Origin of the sequence: Leifsonia sp. NPDC058292, assembly GCF_042880955.1 — a bacterium.
Lineage (GTDB): Bacteria > Actinomycetota > Actinomycetes > Actinomycetales > Microbacteriaceae > Leifsonia.
This window is the reverse complement of sequence record NZ_JBHVYL010000043.1, coordinates 1-24,037: the sequence shown is the minus strand read 5'-3', so window position 1 is coordinate 24,037 and position 24,037 is coordinate 1. Positions and strand designations below refer to the sequence as shown.

Annotated in this window: 24 protein-coding genes; 6 read left to right on the top strand and 18 right to left on the bottom strand. The window is 69.1% G+C overall.

Annotated features, from left to right (window positions below; translation table 11 throughout):
• Positions 1-63: 63 nt before the first annotated feature.
• The 3 genes from ACFVWR_RS17005 to ACFVWR_RS16995 are packed head-to-tail and all read right to left on the bottom strand — an operon-like array spanning position 64 to position 3,333.
• Positions 64-1,554 carry a pyridoxal phosphate-dependent decarboxylase family protein gene (locus ACFVWR_RS17005; RefSeq protein ID WP_387214815.1) on the bottom strand — a complete coding sequence of 497 codons (1,491 nt, stop codon included), beginning with the start codon at positions 1,552-1,554 and terminating at the stop codon, positions 64-66.
• Positions 1,541-2,920, bottom strand: a complete 1,380-nt coding sequence (locus ACFVWR_RS17000; RefSeq protein ID WP_387214812.1) for an MFS transporter — start codon at positions 2,918-2,920, stop codon at positions 1,541-1,543. The genes ACFVWR_RS17005 and ACFVWR_RS17000 overlap by 14 nt, the downstream gene beginning before the upstream one ends.
• Positions 2,921-2,964: 44 nt before the next feature.
• Positions 2,965-3,333 carry a Sec-independent protein translocase TatB gene (locus tag ACFVWR_RS16995; protein ID WP_387214809.1) on the bottom strand — a complete coding sequence of 123 codons (369 nt, stop codon included), beginning with the start codon at positions 3,331-3,333 and terminating at the stop codon, positions 2,965-2,967.
• 81 nt (positions 3,334-3,414) lie between these two features.
• Between ACFVWR_RS16995 and ACFVWR_RS16990 the strand changes: the two genes are divergently transcribed.
• Complete coding sequence (locus ACFVWR_RS16990) at positions 3,415-4,047, top strand: O-methyltransferase (RefSeq protein ID WP_387214806.1); 633 nt, start codon at positions 3,415-3,417, stop codon at positions 4,045-4,047.
• Between the two features lie 65 nt (positions 4,048-4,112).
• Here the strand turns inward: ACFVWR_RS16990 and ACFVWR_RS16985 are convergent, their stop codons facing one another.
• The 3 genes from ACFVWR_RS16985 to dapE form a co-directional block, all read right to left on the bottom strand.
• Positions 4,113-4,286 (bottom strand): DUF3117 domain-containing protein, encoded by a 174-nt coding sequence (locus ACFVWR_RS16985; RefSeq protein ID WP_387060166.1) that lies wholly within the window; start codon positions 4,284-4,286, stop codon positions 4,113-4,115.
• 81 nt (positions 4,287-4,367) lie between these two features.
• On the bottom strand, positions 4,368-5,660 hold the full coding sequence (locus ACFVWR_RS16980; RefSeq protein WP_387214803.1) for a hypothetical protein: 1,293 nt from the start codon (positions 5,658-5,660) through the stop codon (positions 4,368-4,370).
• A complete protein-coding gene (gene dapE, locus ACFVWR_RS16975; protein ID WP_387214801.1) occupies positions 5,629-6,711 on the bottom strand; it encodes a succinyl-diaminopimelate desuccinylase in 1,083 nt (360 codons plus the stop codon). Before dapE ends, ACFVWR_RS16980 begins: the two co-directional genes overlap by 32 nt.
• Before the next feature lie 17 nt (positions 6,712-6,728).
• Here dapE and dapD point away from each other — a divergent pair, with 17 nt between their 5' ends.
• On the top strand, positions 6,729-7,721 hold the full coding sequence (gene dapD / locus ACFVWR_RS16970; RefSeq protein WP_387214798.1) for a 2,3,4,5-tetrahydropyridine-2,6-dicarboxylate N-succinyltransferase: 993 nt from the start codon (positions 6,729-6,731) through the stop codon (positions 7,719-7,721).
• A 46-nt stretch (positions 7,722-7,767) separates the two neighbouring features.
• Here the strand turns inward: dapD and ACFVWR_RS16965 are convergent, their stop codons facing one another.
• The 3 genes from ACFVWR_RS16965 to pdhA are packed head-to-tail and all read right to left on the bottom strand — an operon-like array spanning position 7,768 to position 11,281.
• A complete protein-coding gene (locus tag ACFVWR_RS16965; protein ID WP_387214795.1) occupies positions 7,768-9,159 on the bottom strand; it encodes a dihydrolipoamide acetyltransferase family protein in 1,392 nt (463 codons plus the stop codon).
• Positions 9,156-10,169 carry an alpha-ketoacid dehydrogenase subunit beta gene (locus ACFVWR_RS16960; protein WP_387214792.1) on the bottom strand — a complete coding sequence of 338 codons (1,014 nt, stop codon included), beginning with the start codon at positions 10,167-10,169 and terminating at the stop codon, positions 9,156-9,158. The genes ACFVWR_RS16965 and ACFVWR_RS16960 overlap by 4 nt, the downstream gene beginning before the upstream one ends.
• Positions 10,166-11,281, bottom strand: a complete 1,116-nt coding sequence (gene pdhA / locus ACFVWR_RS16955) for a pyruvate dehydrogenase (acetyl-transferring) E1 component subunit alpha (protein ID WP_387214818.1) — start codon at positions 11,279-11,281, stop codon at positions 10,166-10,168. The genes ACFVWR_RS16960 and pdhA overlap by 4 nt, the downstream gene beginning before the upstream one ends.
• Before the next feature lie 233 nt (positions 11,282-11,514).
• Between pdhA and ACFVWR_RS16950 the strand changes: the two genes are divergently transcribed.
• Positions 11,515-11,973, top strand: coding sequence for an Lrp/AsnC family transcriptional regulator (locus tag ACFVWR_RS16950; RefSeq protein WP_387214789.1), 459 nt, complete (start codon positions 11,515-11,517; stop codon positions 11,971-11,973).
• 84 nt (positions 11,974-12,057) lie between these two features.
• Here ACFVWR_RS16950 and ACFVWR_RS16945 read toward each other — a convergent pair whose 3' ends face one another.
• The 5 genes from ACFVWR_RS16945 to ACFVWR_RS16925 form a co-directional block, all read right to left on the bottom strand.
• A complete protein-coding gene (locus ACFVWR_RS16945; protein WP_387214786.1) occupies positions 12,058-14,358 on the bottom strand; it encodes a polyribonucleotide nucleotidyltransferase in 2,301 nt (766 codons plus the stop codon).
• Between the two features lie 333 nt (positions 14,359-14,691).
• Complete coding sequence (locus ACFVWR_RS16940; protein WP_387214783.1) at positions 14,692-15,453, bottom strand: fructosamine kinase family protein; 762 nt, start codon at positions 15,451-15,453, stop codon at positions 14,692-14,694.
• A 42-nt stretch (positions 15,454-15,495) separates the two neighbouring features.
• Positions 15,496-16,125 carry an FMN reductase gene (locus ACFVWR_RS16935; RefSeq protein WP_387214780.1) on the bottom strand — a complete coding sequence of 210 codons (630 nt, stop codon included), beginning with the start codon at positions 16,123-16,125 and terminating at the stop codon, positions 15,496-15,498.
• Complete coding sequence (locus tag ACFVWR_RS16930; protein WP_387214777.1) at positions 16,125-17,270, bottom strand: LLM class flavin-dependent oxidoreductase; 1,146 nt, start codon at positions 17,268-17,270, stop codon at positions 16,125-16,127. The genes ACFVWR_RS16935 and ACFVWR_RS16930 overlap by 1 nt, the downstream gene beginning before the upstream one ends.
• Before the next feature lie 62 nt (positions 17,271-17,332).
• Positions 17,333-17,761, bottom strand: coding sequence for a VanZ family protein (locus ACFVWR_RS16925; protein WP_387214774.1), 429 nt, complete (start codon positions 17,759-17,761; stop codon positions 17,333-17,335).
• A 47-nt stretch (positions 17,762-17,808) separates the two neighbouring features.
• On the opposite strand from ACFVWR_RS16925, the gene ACFVWR_RS16920 reads away from it, so the two are divergent.
• The gene (locus ACFVWR_RS16920; RefSeq protein ID WP_387214771.1) at positions 17,809-19,029 is read left to right on the top strand and encodes a low temperature requirement protein A; all 1,221 of its coding nucleotides are present in this window, start codon (positions 17,809-17,811) and stop codon (positions 19,027-19,029) included.
• Here ACFVWR_RS16920 and ACFVWR_RS16915 read toward each other — a convergent pair.
• The 3 genes from ACFVWR_RS16915 to ACFVWR_RS16905 all read right to left on the bottom strand — a co-directional run bounded on the left by ACFVWR_RS16915 (position 18,974) and on the right by ACFVWR_RS16905 (position 20,933).
• The gene (locus ACFVWR_RS16915) at positions 18,974-19,654 is read right to left on the bottom strand and encodes a lysoplasmalogenase (RefSeq protein WP_387214768.1); all 681 of its coding nucleotides are present in this window, start codon (positions 19,652-19,654) and stop codon (positions 18,974-18,976) included. The two genes, ACFVWR_RS16920 and ACFVWR_RS16915, sit on opposite strands and share 56 nt — an antisense overlap.
• 127 nt (positions 19,655-19,781) lie before the next feature.
• Positions 19,782-20,051: a 30S ribosomal protein S15 gene (gene rpsO / locus ACFVWR_RS16910; RefSeq protein ID WP_271178153.1), complete on the bottom strand. Its 270-nt coding sequence runs from the start codon at positions 20,049-20,051 to the stop codon at positions 19,782-19,784.
• Positions 20,052-20,165: 114 nt separating this feature from the next.
• A complete protein-coding gene (locus tag ACFVWR_RS16905) occupies positions 20,166-20,933 on the bottom strand; it encodes a VOC family protein (RefSeq protein WP_387214765.1) in 768 nt (255 codons plus the stop codon).
• A 52-nt stretch (positions 20,934-20,985) separates the two neighbouring features.
• On the opposite strand from ACFVWR_RS16905, the gene ACFVWR_RS16900 reads away from it, so the two are divergent.
• A complete protein-coding gene (locus ACFVWR_RS16900) occupies positions 20,986-22,026 on the top strand; it encodes an NAD(P)-dependent alcohol dehydrogenase (RefSeq protein ID WP_387214762.1) in 1,041 nt (346 codons plus the stop codon).
• Here the strand turns inward: ACFVWR_RS16900 and ACFVWR_RS16895 are convergent.
• A complete protein-coding gene (locus tag ACFVWR_RS16895) occupies positions 22,023-23,477 on the bottom strand; it encodes a PLP-dependent aminotransferase family protein (RefSeq protein ID WP_387214759.1) in 1,455 nt (484 codons plus the stop codon). The genes ACFVWR_RS16900 and ACFVWR_RS16895 overlap by 4 nt on opposite strands.
• Before the next feature lie 82 nt (positions 23,478-23,559).
• Between ACFVWR_RS16895 and ACFVWR_RS16890 the strand changes: the two genes are divergently transcribed.
• Positions 23,560-23,997 (top strand): carboxymuconolactone decarboxylase family protein, encoded by a 438-nt coding sequence (locus ACFVWR_RS16890; protein ID WP_387214756.1) that lies wholly within the window; start codon positions 23,560-23,562, stop codon positions 23,995-23,997.
• The last annotated feature ends 40 nt before the right edge of the window (positions 23,998-24,037 follow it).

The following is a 24,037-nucleotide window of genomic DNA, read 5'->3' as shown; positions in this document are numbered from 1 at the left end:
CCGTTACAGGTACTCATGTAACGGCGTGTCGGGACCCCTCGATGACGCGGACGGGCCCGAAGCTCAGTCGGTGTCGGGCTCCACGATGCGCGCGAGCAGCTCCACCAGGAGGCGCTCGGTCACCGGATGCGGCAGCGCCTCGATCAGCGCGAGGAAAGGCGCCATCTCCTCGGGAAGGCGGGCGCCGGTCGAATCGGATGAGCCGCCGAGACCGATCGCCTGCAGGATGCCGGCGGCCGTGTCGGAGTCGATCTCTCCGCTCGCAAGGCCGGGCGGCAGCGCCACCAGAACGGCGCTCGGGTCGGACCGCGGCACACCGCGCACCTCGTCGGCGGCTCCGCGGAGAGCCGCCTCGAGCTCGTCGACGCGCTGCTCGGTCACCGGCGTGATGGTCAGGTGGGTCGTGTGCGGCAGCCGGGTGCCGTTCGACTGCGCCAGCCCGGGCTGCAGTTGCAGCAGCCAGCCGCGGCGTCGCACCCTGTCTGCCCAGTGGTGCGGATCGACGCGCCGCTCCTCCGGCAGGCTCTCGTCCGTCGCGACCGCGAGGAGCGGTCCGACGGGGTCGCCGACGATGGTCAGCCCTTCGATGTCGCCCACGATGTCGGCCAGCGCCCGGGTGGCGCGGCGGCACGACTCGGCGAGCTCGGCGAATCCACGCGCGCCGAGCGCCTGCACGATCGCCCAGGACGCCGCGAGCGCCCCCGCCGATTTCGAGCCGAGCATGGTCGGGTTCACCACCGGGTACCCCGGCCAGCCGGTGGTGGCGAAGTATTGCAGCCGCTGGCGATCGCGGCCGCGCTGCAGCAGCACGCTCGCCCCTTTCGGCGCGTAGCCGTACTTGTGCAGATCGGCGGAGATGCTGGTCACGCCGGGAACCCGGAAGTCCCACAGCGGCAGCGGCGTCCCGTCGGCGTTCCGCCAGAACGGCAGGATGAGCCCGCCGATGCAGCTGTCGACGTGCAGGGAGATCCCGGCTTCGTCGCACGCCGCGGCGACCTCCTCCACCGGGTCGAGCGTGGCGAACGGATACGACGGCGCCGACACGACGGCGAGGGCGACGTCGGGCCCCAGACGACCGATCAGCTCGGCCGGGTCGAGCACCCCCGACTGCGCATCCACCGGAACGAGGTCGAGCTCGAGGTCGAAGTAGTGGGCCGCCTTGTGGAAGGCCGCGTGCACCGTCACCGGCACGAGCAGACGCGCCCGGCCGGTTCCGCCGGACGCACGCCACAGGTCACGGGCCGTCTTCACCGCGAGCAGGCACGATTCGGTTCCGCCCGTGGTCACCGACCCGACGACGTCGTCGGCGCCGTGCAAGAGCTCGCGCGCGAATCCGATGACCTCGCGCTCCATCACGGCGACCGAGGTGAACGTCGTTGGGTCGAGCCCGTTGACGGGCTGCACCAACCGCACCGCGTCGGCCGCCAGCTGATCGACGGATGCGATCCCGGAGTCGTACACGTAACTGAGCACCCGCCCGCCGTGGGTCGGGGCGTCGCCCTCTCTGAGCCCGGCGAGCCGGGCGAGTATGGCGGCCGAGTCAAACGCGACCATCGATGTCCTCCTTGCGCAGACGATACCGGGCGAGCGGGATGAGGCTGGCCGCGACGATCGCGGCCGGCACGACGCTGAAGCTGAGCACGATTCCGGCGACGGCGCTGGCCGGCTGGCCGGTGCCGGCCACGACCACGCTCGGGTCTGCTGTGCGCGCGACATAACCGGTGACGGCGAGCACGATCGTGAGCACGGTCGCACCGAGCGCCATGCCGGTCGTCTCGCCTGCCGTCCACATGCCGCCGAACGTTCCCGCCCGGCCCGAACCTGCGCGGGCGGCATCGTGCGAGATCACATCGGGGAGCATCGCCATCGGCAGCGACTGCATTCCCGCATAGCCCGCACCCACCAGCGCGACCGGAAGATAGACCCAGGCGCCGGGAGCCCAGAGAAGCGCGATCATCGACAGGGCCGAGACGCCGAACAGGATGCTGGCCACGGCGAACCCGCGCTCCTTGCCGATGCGGCGCGAGATCACACCCCAGAGCGGGGTGACCACCAGGGCCGGGCCGATCAGCGCGACGAAGAGGAACGTCACGGCGTCTTCGGAGTGCAGCACCCAGGTCGCCACGTAGTTCGCTCCGGCCAGCATCACTCCCGTCGCGAGTCCTTGCAGCAGAAAGGTGAGCAGGAGCGCGCGGAAAGGCTGGCTCTCGCGCAGCACCCTGATTCCCGCGGCGTAGTTCGTGCGCAGCGTCACGAGCACGCTCTCCCGGGCCGGCTCCGGTAGGGCGCCGACGGGCATGCGGGGGGCCACGAAGCTCGAGACCAGCATCCCGGCGCCGATGACGACACCGGCCACGAGCGCCATCAGGAGGTACCCCGTGAACTGATCGTCGCCGATCGAGCGGAGCGCCGGCCCACCGGCGCCGAACAGCAGGATCGCGAAGGTGAGCACGACCACCCGCCAGGTGAGCAGGCGCGTGCGCTGATCGTATCCGGATGCCAGCTCGGCCGGCAGCGCGATGTACGGCACCTGGAACAGGCTGAACGAGGTGGCGGTGAGCACGAAAGCCAGGAGCACCCACAGCGACGCGAGTGGCGGTGGCGTTCCCGCCGGCACAGCGAACGTCACGAGAAAGAACACGGGAAGCGAGACGGCGCCGAGCACCATCATGGGCCGCCGGGAGCCGCGCCGGGCGAGCATCCTGTCAGACCGGGCGCCGATCACCGGGTCGATGACCACGTCCCAGATCTTGGCGGCGGTCACCACGACTCCGGCCACGATCGCGGCGACGCCCAGGGTGTCTGTGAGGTAGTACACGAGCACGAGTCCGGGCAGCGTGGAGAAGCCGCCGGTGCCCAGCGAGCCGATGGCGTACCGGGCGATCGTTCGTCGGGTGAGCGATTGCTCCGTAGCGATCATTACCGCATGGTATTGGATGCGAGGCCCCCGGAGCGCGTGTTGCTCTAGGTGGCCTCCGTGTCGAACGGCGGAACAGCGCCCGCCTGCAGCTTGCGCTTGTGCTGCGCGTACGCCGACTCGGTCACCGGCTTGATGGCCGTGGCCACCGGAGCGGTCTCCCCGTCGTCGAGCAGGGCCTCGCGGATGATGCGGCGCGGGTCGTACTGCCGCGGGTCGAGCTTCTTCCATTCGACGTCGTCGAAGTCTGCGCCCATCTCGTCGCGCATGCGGTCTTTGGCGCCGTCGGCGAAATCGCGCAGCGATCGCACGAACTGGCGGAGCTTGCCGGCGTACAGGGGCAGCCGTTCGGGACCGATGAGGAACGCAGCGATCACGCCGAGGATCAGCAGCTTCTCGAAGGTCAATCCGAACACGAGATAAGAGTAACTCGGATCGCCTGCGCGAAAGCCGCGAGGCTTGGCCGTATCCTGGTGCCCGAGAGCATCGGGAGCACTGTGTCAGATAAAGATTCGAACTGGAAATTCGCCGACGAGGTCATCGTCGAGAGCGACGTGATCGCCCGGGCACGGCAGCAGTCGCTGGAACTCGGCATCGAGCCCATCGCGCCGAGCGTCGGCGCTCAAGCGGCCGTCGTCGTCGCCGCCACAGCGGCGGAGAACATCGTCGAGATCGGCACCGGCGCCGGAGTGTCCGGCCTCTGGCTGCTCACCGGCGGCACCGAGGCCCAGCTCACCTCGATCGACTCCGAGCTCGAGCATCAGCAGCACGCCCGCGGTTTCTTCACCGAGGCCGGCGTCTCCTCGAACCGGGTTCGCCTCATCACCGGCCGGGCACTGGATGTGCTCCCCCGCATGAACGAGAACTCGTACGACATCGTCTTCATCGACGCCGACCCCCAGTCGGTGATCGAGTACGTCGAGCACGGACTGCGGCTCGCGCGCCCCGGCGGAACCGTTCTGGTCGCGCACGCCCTGTGGAAGGGTCGCGTGTCCGATCCCGCCCAGCGCGACGACGTCGCCACCGGGTTCCGCACTCTCGTCACCGAGACGGCCGCATCCGGCGCCGTGATCAGCGCGCTCTCGCTCGCCGGCGACGGTCTTCTGCAGATCACCAAGCTCACGGCCTAGCAGCGCCGGAGCACAGCGAAAGAACGGGTCCCCGCGGGGACCCGTTCTTTCTTTTGATTCTTTTGCTAGGAGGACGCCACGACGCTGGCAAGCGCGTCGTGCAGTTCTTTGGCTTCGGCGTCGTTCACAGAGACGACGAGTCTTCCCCCACCTTCGAGCGGTACTCGCACGATGATGAGCCGACCCTCCTTCACAGCCTCCATTGGCCCGTCCCCGGTCCTCGGCTTCATGGCCGCCATGCAGCTCCCCTTTCGTGGATGTATCTCCTATTATCTGTCATCGGCGGCGGACGGCGGAAATCGTGTGTCTACCCGCGTCGATCACGGCGGCGACCAGTCCGCACCGTCCACGCCCCAGCACACGAGGAGCCACCCCACCTGCAGCGCCAGGAAGACGACGACCAGGGCGCTCCGGTAGACCCTGCCGCGCGGCAGCGCGATCGCGCCGAGCAGCGGGAACAGGGGCATGAGCAGCCGGAAGGTGCTGGACTGCGGAAAGAACACGGCGAGCAGATAGGTCGCGTAGGCGGCCACCCAGAAGCGCAGATCCACCCCGAGCCGCTTCACGGCCGGGCTGAACATGGCCAGGCAGAACAGCGCGATGAGGATGAGCAGAACGACGATGCCCAGCCATCCCGGCACCCCGAGCATCGAGCCGAACCACCAGTTCGCGCCCTGGAACCACGAGGCGAACGGCACCAGGTCGGTGAAGCCGATGTATGAGGACCGCCAGGCGAGCTCCGTGTCGGTGTACGCGGTCAGGTCGCCGGTCACAGCCCCGGCGATGGCGGGCCAGGCGAGCCCGGCCAGCCCGCTGAAGACCGCGAGCGAGACGCTGAGTACGCGCTCCCGCATCGGGAACGGGTCGGAGCCTCGACGCACCCAGCGGTAGACGACGTGGAAGACGAGGGCGAGCGCGAACGCCAGTCCGCTCGGCCGGGTGAAAGCCATCACGAGCACGACGGGGAAGAGCAGGGCGTACCGGCGTTCGACCAGCAGGTACAGCGCGAGCACGAGCAGGAAGATGTACATCGACTCGGCGTACGCCAGCTGGAAGAGCGGTGACACCGGTGAGACGCAGAACAGGGTCACGGCGAACAGGCTCACCGACGGCGACAGCCGCACCCGTCGCAGCAGCCGGTAGAACACGAGGGCCGCGCCCGCGCCGAACCCGACGGAGACCAGCACCGCGACGACCGGCCACGGCATCCGGGTCACGAACTGCAAGACGTTCACAAGCCCGGGATAGGCGGGCAGGAAGGCCCACGCGTTCTCGGTGACATGACCGTCGGTGAACGGCAGGGTCGCCGGATAGCCCGAGATCGAGACGATGTTGTACCACCGGCCGTCCCAGATCGAGGAGTAGTCGAAGAGGCCGGGATGCGCGAGAGTCCACGGGTTGGGACCCTGCACGCTCGCGAGCACGAGCAGGAATGTGGTGGTCACGACACGGCTCGCGGCGTAGACCGCGAACACTCGCACCCACCAGTGGGACCAGACGGTGCGGCGGCCTGCGGGGGCCGTGCGCTCGATCAGACCCGGCCCCGTCGTCGGCCCGGTCGCCGACCGGGTCGCCGGGCCGTCAGCCGCGGGAGGCACCGGTGAGCCAGGCACGCAGCCCTGCCTCGACGGCGGTGATCTGCTCGACGGCGACGCGTTCGTCGTCGGCGTGGGCCTTCAGCGGGTCGCCCGGGCCGTAGTTGACGGCGGGGATGCCGAGGGCAGAGAACCGGGCGACATCCGTCCACCCGTACTTCGGCTTCGCCGTGCCGCCGACGGCCGCGAGGAACTCCTGGGCGAGCGGTGCGTCGAGCCCCGGGCGGGCGCCGTCTGCTCGATCGACGACCGTGATGTCGTAGTCCACGAAGAGCTCGTGCATGTGCGCGATCGCCTCCTCGGAGCTGCGGCTCGGCGCGAAGCGGTAGTTGATGTGCACCATGCACTCGTCGGGGATGATGTTGCCGGCTACCCCGCCCGAAATCCCGACCGCGTTCAGCCCTTCGCGGTAGACGAGGCCGTCGACCTCGACCTCGCGGGCCTGGTAAGCCGCGAGCTTGTCGAGGATGGCCGTCGCCTTGTGGATCGCGTTCTCGCCGATCCAGCCGCGCGCCGAGTGCGCGCGCAGTCCGTAGGTGCGCACCTCCACCCGGAGGTTTCCGTTGCAGCCGCCCTCGACGACGCCGTTGCTCGGCTCACCGAGAATGGCGAAGTCGCCGACGAAGAGGTCGGGCCTGTTGCGCGCGAGACGGCCGAGCCCGTTGAGGTCGTTCGAGACCTCCTCGTGGTCGTACCACATCCAGGTCACGTCGATCGCGGGGTCGGTGAGCTCTGCGGCGAGCTTCAGCTGCACGGCCGTGCCCGACTTCATGTCGACCGTGCCGCGACCCCAGAGGTACTCGATGCCGTTCTCGGTCTCGAACCGGGTCGGCAGGTTGTCGTTCAGCGGCACGGTGTCGATGTGCCCGGCGATCACCGCACGCCGCTCGCGCCCGAGGCTCGTTCTGGCGACGACCGTGTCGCCGTCGCGGATGATCTCGAGATGATCGAGACCGGAGAGGGCCGCGACGATCTGATCGGCGAGCTCCTTCTCGTTGCCGGAGACCGACTCGATGTCGCAGATCTGGCGGGTGATGTCGATCGAGGAAGCAGTGAGGTCGAGAGGCACCCTACTAATCTAGAGGCATGCCCTCCGATGTTCCTGACGAATCCGCCGCGCCGGCATCCGCCCCCCGACACGCCTGGGGCTACGGCCTCGCCACGGTCGCCGGTGACGGCACAGTGCTCGACACGTGGTTTCCGGAGCCCGAGCTCGGGGCGATCCCTGCCGGCCGCGACCGCTGGATAGCCCCGGCCGAACTCGAAGCGCAGGCGGGCGACGACGCGCGCCGCAACGTGCGCATCGACATCGTGACGGTCGACATCGAGCTGGATGCGCCCCCCGCATCCACTCCCGACGCATACCTGCGCCTGCATCTGCTCTCGCACCTGCTGGCCGCGCCCAACACGATCAACCTCGACGGCATCTTCGCGCACCTGCCCATCGTCACCTGGACGAATGCCGGCCCCGTGCACCCGGCGGACTTCGACCGCCTGCGTCCTTCGCTGCAGCGGGCGGGCATCCACGTCACCGGGATCGACAAGTTCCCCCGACTGCTCGACTACGTGACGCCCGACCGCGTGCGCATCGCCGACGCGTCGCGCGTTCGCCTCGGCGCCCACCTGGCGCCCGGCACGACCGTGATGCACGAGGGTTTCGTGAACTTCAACGCCGGAACCCTGGGCACCTCGATGATCGAGGGTCGCGTCTCGCAGGGCGTCGTGGTCGGTGACGGATCCGACATCGGCGGCGGCGCCTCGATCATGGGAACGCTCTCCGGCGGCGGCACGCAGCGTGTCGCGATCGGGGAACGCGCCCTCCTCGGCGCCAACTCCGGCATCGGCATCTCGATCGGAGACGACAGCGTCGTCGAGGCGGGGCTCTACGTCACCGCAGGAACCAAGGTCGTCGTGGTCGGCGGCGCCCCCACTGCCGACGGCCGCCCCCAGACCGTCAAGGCCGTCGAGCTCTCGGGCGTTCCCGGGCTGCTCTTCCGCCGCAATTCCGTGAGCGGGGCCGTCGAGGTGCTGCAGCGCGCCGGAGGCGGCATCGAGCTGAACGCGGCGCTGCACGCCTGACCGCTGACCGCCTCCACCTCGCCGCTCGCCGCTCGCCGCTCGCCGCCTAGATCATCGCGAGCGCTCGCGCCGGATCGGCCAGGATGCGACCGATGTCGGCGAGAAAGCGCGCCGCCTGCTCCCCGTCGACCACCCGGTGGTCGAACGACAGCGCCAAGGTGACCACGTCGCGCAGTGCGATCTCACCGCGGAACTCCCACGGCTGTCTGCGCACCGCGCCCAGCGCGAGGATGGCGGACTCCCCCGGAGTGAGGATCGGGGTCCCCGCGTCGACGCCGAAGACCCCGACGTTGGTGATCGTGATCGTGCCCCCGGTCATCCGGTTCGGCGGGGTGCGTCCGGCCCGGGCCGTCTCGGCGAGCTCCCGGATGGCCGTGGCGAGCTCGGCGAGCGAGAGACGGTCGGCATCGGGGATCGTCGGCACGACCAGCCCGCGCGGAGTGGCCGCGGCGATGCCGAGGCAGACCGACCCGAACTCGACGATCTCGTGGGAATCCTCCTCCCAGCGCGCGTTGACGGCCGGCGTGCGACGCACCGCGATCGTCAGCGCCTTCGCGACGACCGTCAGCAGCCCGGGTCGACTCTCGGCGAACTCGCGCTCGGCGCGCAGACGGTCGACCAGTTCGGTGGTCGGCGTCACGTCGACCGTGAGGAAGACCGTGGCGTGAGGGGCGGTGAAGGCGCTCCGCACCATCGCCTCGGCGGTGGCCTTGCGCACGCCTTTGACCGGGATGCGCACATCCGCGGAACGATCGGCCGCCGCCGCGCCGCGCCCGGCCGGCTCCGCTGAGCCGATGCCCGCGCTCGCGAACGCCTCGACGTCGTGCCGGGTGATCAGCCCTGCTTCGCCCGTTCCCAGCACCGACGCGAGGTCGATCCCGCGCTCGCGGGCGAGCATCCGCACCGGCGGGGTGGCCTTGGGTCGCTCCCCCGGGGTCTTCGACCCCGCCGAGGGGTCTCGACGCGCCGTGTCGGAGGTGCCGGAGACGGCGTGTCGGGACCCCTCGGCGATGGTGACGGGGGTGCCGGAGGTCTGGAGGCCGGGGCGTGCGCGCCGCACCGGGCGCGTGACAGAGTCGGCCTTTGCGCCGTAGCCGACGAGGTTGGGCTCCGGCTCGTCCGCTGCAGCAGAGGCGACAGGAGCCGCGGCGGGCGCGGCATCGGGTGCGGGCGCCGCGCTCTGCACCGCATCCCCTTCCACCTCGAACGCGACGATCCGGTCGCCGACCGACACGGTCACACCGGGCTCCACGTAGAGCGCCGAGACGACGCCGGTCCAGGGGGCCGGCAGTTCGACCAGAGCTTTCGCGGTCTCCACTTCGGCGATGATCTGGTTGAGCCGCACGGAGTCGCCGACGGCCACGTGCCAGTTCACGAGTTCGGACTCGGTGAGCCCCTCTCCCAGGTCGGGCAGCGCGAAGTCTTTGATGACGGTCATCGCTCCTCCACCCCGGTGAGGGAGTTGGGACGGTCGAGCACCCGGTCGATACCGTCGAGGATCCGGTCGAGGTCGGGCAGGTGCGCCGACTCGAGCTTGGCGGCCGGGTAGGGGATGTCGTGCCCGGTGACGCGCACCGGCGCGTGCTCCAGCTGGTAGAAGCAGCGCTCGGTGATGGCGGCGGACACCTCGGCGCCTATGCCTCCCGAGAGGGGCGCCTCGTGCGAGATGACGAGCCGCCCGGTCTTGCGCACGGAGGCGCTCACCGTGTCGAGGTCGAGCGGCGAGAGCGAGCGGAGGTCGATGACCTCGACGGAGACGCCGTCGTCCAGGGCCGCGACGGCGGCGTCCTTGGCGACCTGCACGACCCCGCCGTAGGTCACGAGCGTGACGTCGGTGCCCGGTGCGACGATCTTCGCGGTGCCCATCGGGCGCGCGTCGGCGATCGGCGCATCCTCGTCGACCTCGCCTTTCACGTGGTAGCGGCGTTTCGGCTCGAAGTAGAGCACCGGGTCGTCCGAGGCGATGGCCTGCCGGATGAGCGTGTACGCATCGGCCGGATCGGACGGGCTGACCACACGCAGCCCCGCCGCGTGCGCGAAGTACGCCTCGGGCGAGTCGGAGTGGTGCTCGGCCGCGCCGATCCCGCCGGCGAACGGCACCCGGATGGTGATCGGCATGCGCACCGCCCCTCCCGTGCGGTAGTGCATCCGGGCGACCTGACTGACGATCTGGTCGAACGCCGGGTAGATGAAACCGTCGAACTGGATCTCGACGACGGGACGGTAGCCGCGGTAGGCCATGCCGACCGCGGTGCCGAGGATGCCCGATTCGGCCAGCGGCGAATCCATCACCCGTCTCGGGCCGAACTCGGACTGCAGGCCGTCGGTCACCCGGTAGACACCGCCGAGCGTTCCGATGTCCTCGCCCATCAGCACGACCTTGTCGTCGCCGGCCAAAGCCGTGCGCAGCCCCGCGTTGATGGCCTTCGCCATCGTGAGGGTCGTCATCGGCCGTCTCCTCCCACGAACGTGCGCAGGTAGCGGCTGTAGTGATCACGCTGCCGGGTGATCCCGGTGTGCGCCTCGGCGTACACGTTGTCGAACACCGTCATCGGGTCGGGGTCGGGCAGCGCGACGCAGCCCGCGCGCAGTTCTGCGGCGACCCGGTCGGCGGTCGACGCGACCGCTTCCGCGTTCTCGGGGGTGAGGATGCCCGCGGCGGCCAGACACGCCTCGACGCGGGCGATCGGGTCCCTGCCCTTCCACTTCTCCAACTCGGCGGGGTCGCGGTAGCGGGTGGGGTCGTCCGCGGTGGTGTGGGGTCCCATCCGGTAGGTCACCGCTTCGATGAAGGTCGGCCCGCCGCCGGCACGGGCACGGTCGAGGGCCGCACGTGTCACGGCGAGCACCGCGAGCACGTCGTTGCCGTCGACCCGCACGCTCGGGATGCCGAAGCCCGGCGCGCGCTCGGCGATCGGCCGCTGCGCCTGCAGCGCCACCGGCTCCGAGATCGCCCACTGGTTGTTCTGGCAGAAGAAGATCACCGGGGCCGAATAGGTGGCGGCGAAGATCATCGCCTCGTTCACGTCGCCCTCGCTGGTGGCGCCGTCGCCGAAGTAGGCCACGGCCACCGCATCCGTGCCGTCGGCCTGGATGCCGAGCGCGTAGCCGGTGGCGTGCAGCGTCTGCGCACCGATGATCACCTGCGGTGTGGCCATGTTGATGTCGTAAGGGTTCCAGCCGCTCTGGGCGGTTCCGCGCCACACCCGCACGAGATCGGTGAGCCCGGCCCCTCGGCAGTACGCGACACCGTTCTCGCGGTAGCTCGAGAACACGAAGTCGTCGGAGCGGAGCGCTCGGCCTGAGCCGATCTGGGACGCCTCCTGACCGAGCAGTGGCGGCCACAGTCCGAGCTCGCCCTGACGCTGGAGTGCTGTCGCCTCGGTGTCGATGCGACGCACGACCACCATGTCTTCGTAGAGCGACAGCAACTGGTCGTCTCCGATGTCGGACACCCAGGCGTCGTACCGCACGTCGCTCAACCGCACCCCGGTCGGGGTCAGGAGCTGCACGGTGTCGATCTCGCCGAGACTGAGCTCACCGAGACGCACATCGTCCATCGGACTGTCGTCGTCACGGTTTCGGATTGCAGGCTGATTGTCGATCGTCACGGTTCACGCAACCTTCACTCTCGCATCCGGCCGGGTGCTCGTGACACCGCGAGCCGGCTTCCGGCCTCTTTGCCGGAATTACCCCGAACGCTACGCCGGGCGATCAGCGCGCACAACTATCGGCGTGTCGGATGAGCAGGATGCACTGTTCGGGCGTGTCGCGCCGTGCTACGTTTCGCACTATGCCCACCCTCGACAGCACCGATCGCCGCATCCTCGTCGCGCTCATCGAAGACCCGAGAGCGACCAACGTGACCCTCGCGGACCGGCTCGGGCTCAGCCGCAACACGGTGCAGTCGCGGATGGCCGCCCTCGACCGCTCAGGAGTGTTCCTGTCGTTCGATCGCAGGATCAGCGCTCGGGTCGCGGGATACCCGCTCGCCGCGTTCATGACGGTGCACGTGCAGCAGCAGAAGCTCGCGGCGATCGTGGAGCAGCTGGCGACCATCCCCGAGATCGTGCAGGCCCACGGCCTCAGCGGGCCGTCCGATCTGCTCGTGCGCGTGGTGTGCACCGACGCGGAGGACCTCTTCCGCATCACGGGGGCCATCCAGTCCTGCGACGGCGTCGAACGCGCGGAGACGTCGCTCGACATGGGCGAGCTCATCCCCTACCGCCTGCACCCGCTCCTCGCCCGCTGAGGTCGCCCTCCAGCCCGGGCGGGATGCACGAAGCCCGCACAGACCAGGTCTGCGCGGGCTTCGCGTCGAGCGGGATGCTGCGGACTACTCGCCTTCGGCGGGAGCCTCGGGGCCTTCGCTGGCAGCGGCGCTGCCCTGCGTGTCGGCGTCCTCGGTCTCGGCGATCACCGGAGCGAGCGACAGCTTTCCGCGGTCGTCGATCTTGGTGATCTCGACCAGGACCTTCTGGCCGACGCCGAGCACGTCTTCGACGTTCTCGACGCGCTTGCCACCGGCGAGCTTGCGCACCTCGGAGATGTGCAGCAGGCCGTCCTTGCCGGGGAGCAGCGAGACGAACGCACCGAACGCGGCGATCTTGACGACGGTTCCGAGGAACTGCTCGCCGATCTCCGGGTTGGTGGGGTTCGCGATCGCGTTGACCTGGGCACGAGCGGCCTCGGCCGACGGTCCGTCGACGGCGCCGATGTACACGGTGCCGTCCTCCTCGATGGAGATGTCGGCGCCGGTCTCGTCCTGGATGGCGTTGATCGTCTTGCCCTTCGGGCCGATCAGCTCGCCGATCTTGTCGACGGGAATCTGCACCGAGATCACGCGGGGCGCGGTCGGAGCCATCTCGTCGGGGGCGTCGATGGCGGCGTTCAGCACGCTCAGGATGGTCGTACGAGCATCCTTCGCCTGCTTCAGCGCACCGGCGAGCACCGACGACGGGATGCCGTCGAGCTTGGTGTCGAGCTGAATCGCGGTGACGAACTCGCTCGTGCCGGCGACCTTGAAGTCCATGTCGCCCAGAGCATCCTCGGCACCCAGGATGTCGGTCAGCGCCGCGTAGCGGGTCTCACCGTCGATGGTGTCGGAGATGAGGCCCATCGCGATGCCCGCGACCGGAGCGCGCAGCGGCACACCGGCGTTGAGGAGCGACAGGGTGGAGGCGCAGACGGAGCCCATCGAGGTGGACCCGTTGGAGCTGAGCGCCTCGGACACCTGACGGATCGCGTAGGGGAACTCCTCGCGGCTCGGCAGAACCGGAACAAGAGCGCGCTCGGCGAGGAAGCCGTGCCCGATCTCGCGACGCTTCGGCGAACCGACGCGGCCGGTCTCACCGGTCGAGTACGGCGGGAAGTTGTAGTGGTGCAGGTAGCGCTTCTTGGTGACCGGCGACAGCGAGTCGATCTGCTGCTCCATCTTGAGCATGTTCAGCGTGGTGACACCCAGGATCTGGGTCTCGCCGCGCTGGAAGATCGCCGAACCGTGAACGCGCGGGATGACCTGCACCTCGGCGTCGAGCGGACGGATGTCGGTGAGGCCACGGCCGTCGATGCGGATGCCCTCGCGCAGCACACGGCCGCGCATGACCACCTTCGACACCGACTTGTAGGCTGCCGAGAACTGCGTGAGCACCTCGGCGGGAAGCGCTCCGGCCTCCACCTTCTCGGTGAGCGCGGTCTTGACGCGCTCCTTGAGGGCGTCGTCGGCGTTCTGACGCTCGATCTTGTCGGCGATCTGGTAGACGTTCACCAGGTCGTCGTAGGCGAGGCCGGCGACGTTGTCGTAGGTCTCCTGCGTGTACGGCAGGAAGACCGGGTACTCGGCGATCGCCTTGGCTGCCTGCTCGGCGAGCACGTTCTGCGCGCCGACCAGCTGCTTGAGGAACGGCTTCGCGGCCTCGAGGCCCTGGGCCACGACCTCTTCGTTCGGCTTGGTGGCGCCGCCCTTGATGAGGTTCCAGCTGCCCTCGGTCGCTTCGGCCTCGACCATCATGATCGCGACGTCTTCGTTGCCGTTGGCGTCGGTGATCACGCGACCGGCGACGACGATGTCGAAGACGGCCTCCTCGAGCTGCGAAGCCTTCGGGAACGCGATCCACTGGTCTTCAGCCGCACCGTTGCCGGGGATGAGCGCGAGGCGCACCGCGGCGATCGGGCCGCTGAACGGCAGGCCGGAGATCTGGGTCGACATGGATGCCGCGTTGATCGCCAGAGCGTCGTAGAACTCGTCGGGAGCGATGCTCAGAACGGTGATGACGATCTGCACCTCGTTGCGGAGACCGTCGACGAACGACGGACGCAGGGGGCGGTCGATCAGACGGCAGACGAGGATGGCCTCGGTCGAGGGGCGGCCCTCGCGACGGAAGAACGAGCCGGGGATCTTTCCGGCCGCGTACGAGCGCTCTTCGACGTCGACGGTGAGCGGGAAGAAGTCGAAGTTGTCCTTCGGGTGCTTGCTCGCGCTGGTCGCGCTCAGCAGCATGGTCTCCTCGTCGAGGTAGGCGGCGACTGCGCCCTGAGCCTGCTGCGCGAGACGTCCGGCTTCGAACCGGATCGTGCGGGTGCCGAAGCGTCCGTTGTCGAGAACGGCTTCGGCGAATTTGATTTCGGGACCTTCCAAGAGGTCTTTCTCCTTTGTTTTACGTCGCCACCCCGTGTGGGCGGCGACTCATACAGCGGAGCAGGGGAACAGGCAGATTGACACGCTTCTCTGGCGTGTACGTGCGGCATTCCGCGCGCCGATGTCGGCGCTGCGGGTTGGTGCCCGTCTGGCCATCAGTAGAAATACACGGTTGCGCTCGCGTTCGATGCGCATCCGGATACCACCACCGAGGACCAGCTCCTGCCAGCCTGCTCCGTTTGTTGCTTGTATTCAGTTGAAGTCGGCATACAGCCAACCTCACGAATCCTACCAGGCATACCCGTCTTCACGGTGGAAGTCGACAAGCCGGCTTCACAGCACGAGGGTGGCGCGGGCCGCCTCGGCCAGGGCGCGGCCGTACGACGGGCCGTAGGAGGCGGCGTGCACGGCGAGCGGGTGCAGCTGGTGCAAGGGGATGCGGTCCCGCCAGCCTGCTCGCAGGGGCGCTGCCTCCTCGTAGCCGGCCAGGATCTCGTCGAGGAACGGCGCCCCGAAGAGGGCGAGCATCGCCAGGTCCGTCTCGCGGTGGCCGCCGTGGGCCGCAGGGTCGATGAGGATGCCGCCTGCCGCATCCCAGAGCAGGTTGCCGTTCCACAGGTCGCCGTGGAGGCGCGCCGGCGGTTCGTCGTCGTCGAACTCACCCGATTCGACGCGGTCGAGAGCTTCCCGGATGACGGGCACGTCGTCGCGTGCGACTCCGCCCGCATCGATCGCGATTCCGAGGTAGGGATGCACGCGGTCTCGCGCATAGAAGCGGCCCCAGCTCGTTTCGTGCGCCGCCGGCAGCGGGCGCTTGCCGATGAAGAGCGGGCCGGTCCACCCGGCCGGCGGGGCGCCGAACGCATCCGCGCCCGCCGCGTGGGTGGTCGTCAGCGCTGCACCGAAGACCCGGGCGGCGTGCGGGCTCGGGCGCGTTTCGGGGATGCGCGCCAGCTCGATGCGCCCCGGCGCGACCGTCAGCACATCGACGACGCGGGCTCCGCCGGCCGCGGCCAGCCAGCGCAGCCCGGCCGCCTCCGCCTCGAAGAACCCCTCCGGGGCTTCCCGTCTTTCCTTCACCACCGTGTCGCTCATGCTCCGACGCTACCCGCAGTGCGATGGCCCAGCGGCGACTGCTCAGTCGGCGGAGAAGCCTCCGAGCAGGGTGGAGAAGTCGCCGTCGAGGGCGAACGGGTCCTTCAGCTGCGAGCTGCGATCGGACGCCGCGACGAGGGCCGCGAACTCGCCCGCGGCGCGCTCGATGCGGTCGGGCAGCGCCTTGACGGTGTCCGCTCCGCTCCCCCAGTCCGCCGAGGCCGCGTAGACCGAGGTCGGAACCACCACACCGTGCAGATAGGTGAACAGGGGGCGCAACGCGTAGTCGAGGGCCAGCGAGTGGCGTTCCGTGCCGCCGGTCGCACCGATCAGCACGGGCATCCCGTCGAGCGCGGTCGGGTCGATCACGTCGAAGAACGACTTGAACAGGCCGCTGTAGCTGGTGGTGAAGATCGGGGTGACGGCGATCAGACCGTCCGCCCCCGTGACCGTCTCGATGACGTCAGCCAGGGCGGGGCTGGGGAACCCGGCGAGGATGTTGTTGGTGACGTCGTGCGCCACATCCCGCAGCTCGACGACCTGCACCTCCACCTCGATCCCCTGCTCGGTGAGGCGGCGCGAGGTCGCTTCGGCGAGCCGGTCGGCGAGCAGCCGGGTCGATGACGGCTGGCTGAGCCCGGCCGAGACGACAGCGATCTTCCGAGTGGTCATCATTTCACCTCCGAGGCGAGATCGGTGTCGGACGGGACGGACGACGGCTCGACGGATGCGGCGAGCTCGGCCGCGTCACGCTCCGCCACCATCGCGGCGTGCGTCGGGCCCTCCGGCACGTCCGCCGGGCGCAGCCTGTCGAACTCCTTGCGAAGCACGGGCACGACCTCGGAGCCGAGGATGTCCAGCTGCTCCAGCACGGTCTTCAGCGGCAGGCCGGCGTGGTCCATCAGCCAGAGCTGGCGCTGGTAGTCACCGACGTAGTCGCGGAATCCGAGCGTGCGGTCGATGACCTCCTGCGGGCTGCCGACGGTCAGCGGTGTCTGGGAGGTGAACTCCTCCAGCGACGGGCCGTGGCCGTAGACGGGCGCGTTGTCGAAGTACGGACGGAACTCGCTCACCGCGTCCTGCGAGTTCTTGCGCATGAACACCTGACCGCCGAGCCCGACGATCGCCTGCGCGGCGGTGCCGTGGCCGTAGTGCTCGAAGCGCTGCCGGTAGAGGGCGATCATCTGCTGGGTGTGCGAGGCGGGCCAGAAGATGTGGTTGGCGAAGAATCCGTCGCCGTAGTACGCAGCCTGTTCGGCGATCTCGGGGCTGCGGATGCTTCCGTGCCACACGAACGGAGGGACGTCGTCGAGCGGGCGCGGCGTCGACTGGAAGCCCTGCAGCGGCGTGCGGAACTTGCCTTCCCAGTCCACGAAATCCTCACGCCACAGGCGACGGAGCAGCGCGTACTTCTCGATGGCGAGCGGGATGCCCTGGCGGATGTCCTCACCGAACCACGGGTACACCGGGCCGGTGTTGCCGCGGCCGAGCGTCAGGTCCATCCGGCCCCCGGAGAGGTGCTGCAGCATCGAGTACTCCTCGGCGATGCGCACGGGATCGTTGGTCGTGATCAGCGTGGTGGCCGTCGAGAGGATGATGCGATTGGTCTTCGCGGCGAGGTAGCTGTTGATCGCGACCGGGCTCGACGGGAAGAACGGAGGGTTGTGGTGCTCGCCCATCGCGAACACGTCCAGTCCGACCTCTTCGGCGTGCTGAGCGATGGTCAGCACGTCTTGCAGGCGCGAAGCGTCGGTCGGGGTCTGACCGGTGGTGGGGTCGGTGGTGATGTCGCCGACGCTGAAGATTCCGAACTGCATGTTCCCTGCTCCATTTCAATGCGTTTGCATGGATATCGGCATCAACGACGACAGGCGCCGCACTATTCCCGCGCCGCTTCGGGCGCTCTCAAGGCCCCCGCGGCGCCCACGAGTCCGATGCCGATCAGCGTGCCCAGTGTGTTCGAGACGAGATCGCGCCATTCGCTGTAGCGCGTGGGAAGGAACAGCTGGATCCCCTCGATCAGGCAGGTCGCCGCCACGCCGATCAGCAGCGCGAGCCACCACCGCCGAACGCCGAGCAGCAGGGTGAAGAGGATGCCCATCGGCACGAACATCGCGATGTTGGCGGTGAACTCGACACCGAGGTAGGTCACCCACGACGTCGGCGGAAACTCGTGGATCGCCTCGATGACGTCACGGATGAATCGGTTCTGGGTCGCGTCCGCCGGCTGCGGGCTGAGCGTGATCCAGCCGACGATCAGCAGATAGACGAGCGTCACGACGCTGAGAACGGGGTGGCGACGGATCATGCTCCTATCGTGGCGCAAACGGGCGTGCGGCCCGACACAATGTCTCTATGACGAACGAGCACCCCGTGCGCATCCCGGCGTTCCGCATCCGCATGACCGGTCGCGCGACCGACGAGTCGCATCGGGTGTCGAGCCCGCTTGAGCTGCTCTTCGATCTCACGTTCGTGGTCGCCATCGCTCAGGTCTCCGGCCAGCTCGCCCACAAGGCGGAGGCCGGGGATGCGCTCGGCGGCCTCGGCCCCTTCCTCATGGTCTTCTTCGCCATCTGGTGGGCCTGGATGAACTTCACGTGGTTCGCTTCGGCCTACGACACCGACGACGTGCCGTACCGCCTGACGACGATGGTGCAGATGGGCGGGGTCCTCGTGCTCGCCGCCGGTGTTCCCTCGGCGTTCGAGGAGCAGAACTACACGGCGATCACGATCGGCTACTTGATCATGCGCGTCGGGCTGGTGAGCCAGTGGGTGCGTGCGGCTGTCGAGCATCCGGCCGGCCGAGTCACCGCACTCCGGTACGCGGCGGGCATCGCGCTCGTTCAGGTGGGCTGGGTGAGCAGGCTCGCTCTCCCCGAGTCGTGGGGCCTGTGGACGTTCATCGTGCTGGCGGTGCTCGACATGTCGGTGCCGCTGTGGGCGGAGCGCACCGGGAAGACCTCGTGGCATCCGCATCACATCGCGGAGCGATACGGCCTCTTCACCATCATCGTGCTCGGGGAGTCGGTGGCCGCGTCGAGCATCGGCGTGCAGGGAGCGCTCGCCGATTCGGGCTTCAGCGCCGAGCTCGTCACCATCGCCGCGGCCGGTCTGGTGCTGCTCTTCGCGCTCTGGTGGCTCTACTTCCTCGAGCCGGCGGCCGAAGGGCTCTCGACCCGCCGCGGCCGCTCCTTCTACTGGGGGTACGGGCACTATTTCGTGTTCGCCGCCCTCGCGGCGATCGGAGCCGGGCTGGAGGTCGCGGTGCAGCGCGGAGCGGCGCACGCCGAGGCGTCGGACACGATGGTCGAGTACGCCGTCGCCGTGCCGGTCGCGGTCTTCCTTCTCGCCCTCTGGGTGCTGCACGCGCCCCTGGTGCCCGAGGTGGTCATCCGGCCGCTCAAGACCTTGATCGCGGTCGCGCTCGTGCTGCTTCTGCCCCTCGCATCTCCGCTCATCGGCCTCGGTGGCGTGGTGACCGGGATAGCCATCGTGGCCTCCGCCCTCGTCGCCGCGACGCTCATCGACCAGGCGCACGCCGCCCGCTCAGGGAAGCAGGTCGCACCGTCGGCCTGACGGCCGCGGTCTGCACGATGCCCCAGGCCATGAGCGCCTGCCCCGCGAGATAGGTGAGCATGATCAGAAAGTCGACCTGCCCGACCGAGAAGTCGGGCAGAAACCGGTCGAGCCCGAGCAGGGTGTCGGAGGCGAGGAACGACGCGGAGCCGACCGCGATCCACCGGTTGCACGTGGAGCCCCACGCGGCGAGTGCGCCGAGGATCAGCCCGTAGACCGCGAGCGGAGCCAGCAGAACACCCGCATGCGGTGCCAGGATGCCCACGAGGGCCACCCACCACACCAGATACACGGCGGCCCACCACCGCGGGCGGCGCCGGAGACGCATCCGGCGCAGGAAGAGAACCAGGTACGCCAGGTGCCCGAGCAGGAAGAAGCCGAGGCCGATCAGGAAACCCGCTCCCGCATCCAGGAGCGAGACATCGCCGAGCCAGCCGAACAGGATTGCGAGCGACCCGAGCAGGGCGACCTCGCCGCGCCGCCGCGGCAACGTCAACAGAAAGGCGAGGAGGAGGGCGGGCATCAACAGCGGTTTCGTGAGCGTGCTGATCGTCTCGGCACCGAAGAACAGGGCGAGCAGATGCAGGATGCCGACGACGGTGTACGGCAGAAACGGGATGGCCACGACACGAACTCTAGGCGGAGGAACGACGAACGGGCCGCCACCCGAAGGTGACGGCCCGTTCGCAAGAAGCTCGCGGTGTCAGCGGAGAGCTGCTACCGGCTTGGCCCCGGAAGGATTCGACAGCGCCTTAGCGGCGCAGACCGAGGCGCTCGATGAGAGCGCGGTAACGGTTGATGTCGATGTCCGACAGGTAGCCGAGCAGGCGGCGACGCTGACCGACCAGGAGGAGCAGGCCACGACGCGAGTGGTGGTCGTGCTTGTGCTCCTTGAGGTGCTCGGTGAGGTCTTTGATCCGCTTGGTCAGGATTGCAACCTGAACCTCGGGGGATCCGGTGTCACCGGGGTGGGTCGCGTACTCTTCGATGATCGCCTTCTTGACGTCTGCATCAAGTGCCATAGAGGGGATCCCCTTTCTCTCGTTGCGCGGTGCCCTGGGCAGAATGCCCGGGCTCTCTTTATCCGCGGCCGTTCAAACGGCAACCTGTAGAGCTTACCAGACGACGCCTGGCGTTCAGGCGGGCTCCGGCTCGGGCTCGAGAAGGGCGAACGCGGCGCCGAACGGGTCGACCGCATCGATCCAGCGCCCGACACCCGGCGCGGAGGCCTGCTCGCCCAGCGTCGCTCCGCCGAACTCGGTGAGACGGGCGACCGCCGCATCCAGATCGGCGACGTTCAGGTAGACGAGCCAGTGGGCCGGGAGCGCCGCCGCGGGCTCCAGAGCACCGGCCACACTCTTCTCGCCCACTTCGAAGAGGTAGTAGGCGGCATCGCCCATCGCCATCTGGCTGACGCCGACGCCGAGCACGGTCTCGTAGAAGTCGAACGACGACTCGCAGCCCGCCTCGACGAGCTCCACCCAGTCGACGGCGCCCGGCTCCTCGCGCAGCCAAGGCGAGCCGGTCTCCTCCTGCCACAGTCCGAAGACCGCGCCGGCGGGGTCGGCGACGATCGCGAGCCGCACACCGGGCAGGAGTTCCGACGGCTCGAGAAGCACCGAGCCGCCGGATGCGGTCACGGCGCGCGCGGCGGCGTCGCAGTCGCCCACGGCGAAGTATGTCGTCCACATCGAGCCCGAGCCTGGCGCCTCCGGCAGCGGGCCCACGGCCGCCACCGGAACGCCGTGCCGGCTGGCGAGCGCGTATCCCCCGGTCTCCGAGTCGGCCGGCGTCACGTCCCAGTCGAGCAAGCGCCCGTAGAAGCCGGCGGCTCCCTGCGGATCGGGGCTCTGCAGATCGGCCCAGATCGGAGTGCCCTGCGGGAACGACTCGATGATCGGCATGCGGCACACGATACGCCCGCGACCGCCCGGGCCGCGAGAGTATCGTCGGGGCATGAGAGCACTCCAGTACCGCACCATCGGTTCGCGCCCCGAAGTCGTCAGCATCCCCGATCCCGAGGTCGGCCCCGGTCAGGTGCTGCTGAAGGTCACCGCCGCCGGAGTCTGCCACTCCGACGAGTTCATCATGAGCCTGCCGCAAGACCAGTACGTCTATGGTCTCCCCCTGACCCTCGGCCACGAAGGAGCCGGTGTCGTCGAAGCGGTCGGAGAGGGTGTCACCGGCGTCAAGAAGGGTGACTCCGTCGCCGTCTACGGCCCCTGGGGCTGCGGCCGATGCCACATGTGCGCGCAGGGCAAGGAGAACTACTGCCTGAACGCCGAGGCCGAGGGCATCCGCCCTCCGGGGCTGGGCGCTCCCGGTTCGATGGCCGAGTACATGATCGTCGACAACGAACGGCACCTGGTTCCGCTCGGCGACCTCGACCCGGTGAAGAACGTGTCGCTCACGGATGCAGGGCTCACCCCCTATCACGCGATCAAGAACTCGCTCCCCAAACTCGGGGCGGGAACCACCGCCGTCGTGATCGGAACCGGCGGGCTCGGCCACGTCGGCATCCAGATGCTGCGGGCCCTGAGCGCCACCACGGTCGTCGCCCTCGACGTGAACGACGAGAAGCTCGAGCTGGCCGCCCACGTCGGCGCCCAGCACACCTTCCTCTCCAACCCGGCCGCCGTTGACGCGGTGCGCGACCTGACCGGCGGACGCGGCGCGAACGCGATCTTCGACTTCGTCGGTGTGCAGCCGACCGTCGAGCTCGCCGGCGCGATGGCCGCGACCGAGGGCGACGTGACGATCGTCGGAATCGGCGGTGGCTCCCTTCCCGTCGGATTCGGCCGCATCGGCTATGACGTCGCCGTTCGCACGCCGTACTGGGGATCGCGGGCCGAGTTGATCGAGGTCTTCGATCTCGCCCGCGCCGGGGCGGTCGAGGTGGAGGTCGAGACCTACAGCCTCGACGAGGCGCCGAAAGCATACGAGCGACTGCACGAGGGCAAGATCCGCGGCCGCGCGGTGATCCTTCCGAACGGTTAGCCGCCGGACGGCTCGTGAGCCGAGCGCGCGATGGCGCGTGACAGCAGGCGCAGTCCGTCGGGCACGTCCTCCGGCGCGATCGCACCGAAGCCCAGGATGAGCCCGCTCGCCCTGGGCATGAGGGCTCCGAACCGGCCGAGCGGCTGCACGGCGACGCCGGAAGCCGCGGCATCCGCCGCCACGCGATCATCGTCGAACGCGCGACCGGAATCGACCGGCACGAGACAGAGGTGCAGCCCGGCGACCGACGGAACCACGCGCAGGGTGTCGCCCAGCAGCGCCTCGGCCTGCTCGATGATGCTGCGCTGGCGGGCGGCGTAGGTCTTCGTCGCCTGCCGCACGTGGCGGGCGAATCCGCCGGTGTCGACGAACCGAGCCATCGCCGCCTGCGCGACCGTGTCGTTGTGCCAGTCGGTCAGCCGCTTGGCGCTCCGGAGGGCCGGGATCAACGAGGTCGGCGCCACGAGGAATCCGAGACGCAAGGCGGGCAGCATCGTCTTCGAGAAGGTGCCCACGTAGACCACCCGCCCTTCGCTGTCGAGGGACTGCAGCGGATCGAGAGGACGGTCGGCGAACCTGTACTCGCTGTCGTAGTCGTCTTCGACGACGACAGCGTCGTGCGACGACGCCCACTCGAGCAGAGCGGAGCGTCGCTCGAGCGACAGCACCGAGCCGAGCGGAAACTGGTGCGACGGCGTCACATACACGAGCCGTGCGTCGGCCGGAAGCTCATCGACGCGCAGCCCGCTGTCGTCGACAGGAACGGGCGCGACCCGCACCCCCTGGCTTTCGAACAGCTGGCGCACGGGCGGGTACCCCGGGTCTTCGACGGCGACGACATCGCCCGGCTCCAAGAGCACCCGGCCGATGAGATCGAAGGCCTGCTGGGCGCCACTGGTGATCACGATGTCGTCGGCCGACGCATCCACCGACCGCGCGACGCCGAGGTGCCTCGCGAGCGCGACCCGCAGCCGTTCGAGCCCGGCCGGGTCTTGGTAGTGCGCCGACCGGCGGATGCCCCCGCGCAGCTCTGCGGCCACCAGCCGCCGCCACGATTCGAGCGGGAACAGCGCGGCGTCGGGTGAGCCCATGCTGAAGTCGTAGGCGATCGGCAGCGGCTCCGTCCAGAGCGGATCGTGGATGCTCTGCCACCTCGGGAGAGGCCGCGCAGCACTGCGGGCATCCCGCGCCCTGGTCGACGACGGGCGCGCAGAAGGAGCTGCGACGAACGTTCCCGCGCCGACCCGCGACACGAGGTAGCCCTCGGCCGTGAGGCGCTCGTAGGCGACGGTGACCGTGGTGCGCGAGACCGAGAGCTGCGCGGCCAGGTCGCGGCTGGCAGGAAGCCGCTCTCCGTGGCGCAGCAGGCCACCGCGGATGACGTCTCGCACCTGCCGGTAGATCCGGTCGGACCGGTCGCCGCGACCCTCGATCTGCACGTGTACGTCCAACTCGTGCTCCCATCCAATGGTCTGGTCACAATCGTATGAATTGGATCTTACGCCGGTCCAATGCCGCTTTTACAGTCGAGCTATGACACAACGAATCGACATCTCGTCCCTGGTTCCGGATGGCTACCGCAAGGTCATCAATCTCGACGGGTACACCGCACAGCACGTGGAGGAGCCGCTGGGCGACCTCATCAAGCTCCGCGCATCCCAGATCAACGGATGCACGTTCTGCGTCGACATGCACTCGGTCGACCTGCAGTCGGCCGGCGTTCCGGTGCGCAAGGTCTTCTCGGTGATCACCTGGCGCGAATCGGAGTGGTTCACGCCCCGCGAGCGGGTGGCGCTCGAACTCACCGAGGCGGTCACGCTCATCCAGGGCGGCGTCTCCGACGAGCTGTACGATCGCGCCCTCGCCGAGTTCGGCGACGTCGGGCTCGCCGACCTGATTCTCGCCATCGCGACGATCAACGTCTGGAATCGCATCGCCATCCCCACGCACCTGAAGCCCCCGGCGCTCTGACGTATGCCCTGCGCACGAAAACGCTCCCCCGGCCCATGCC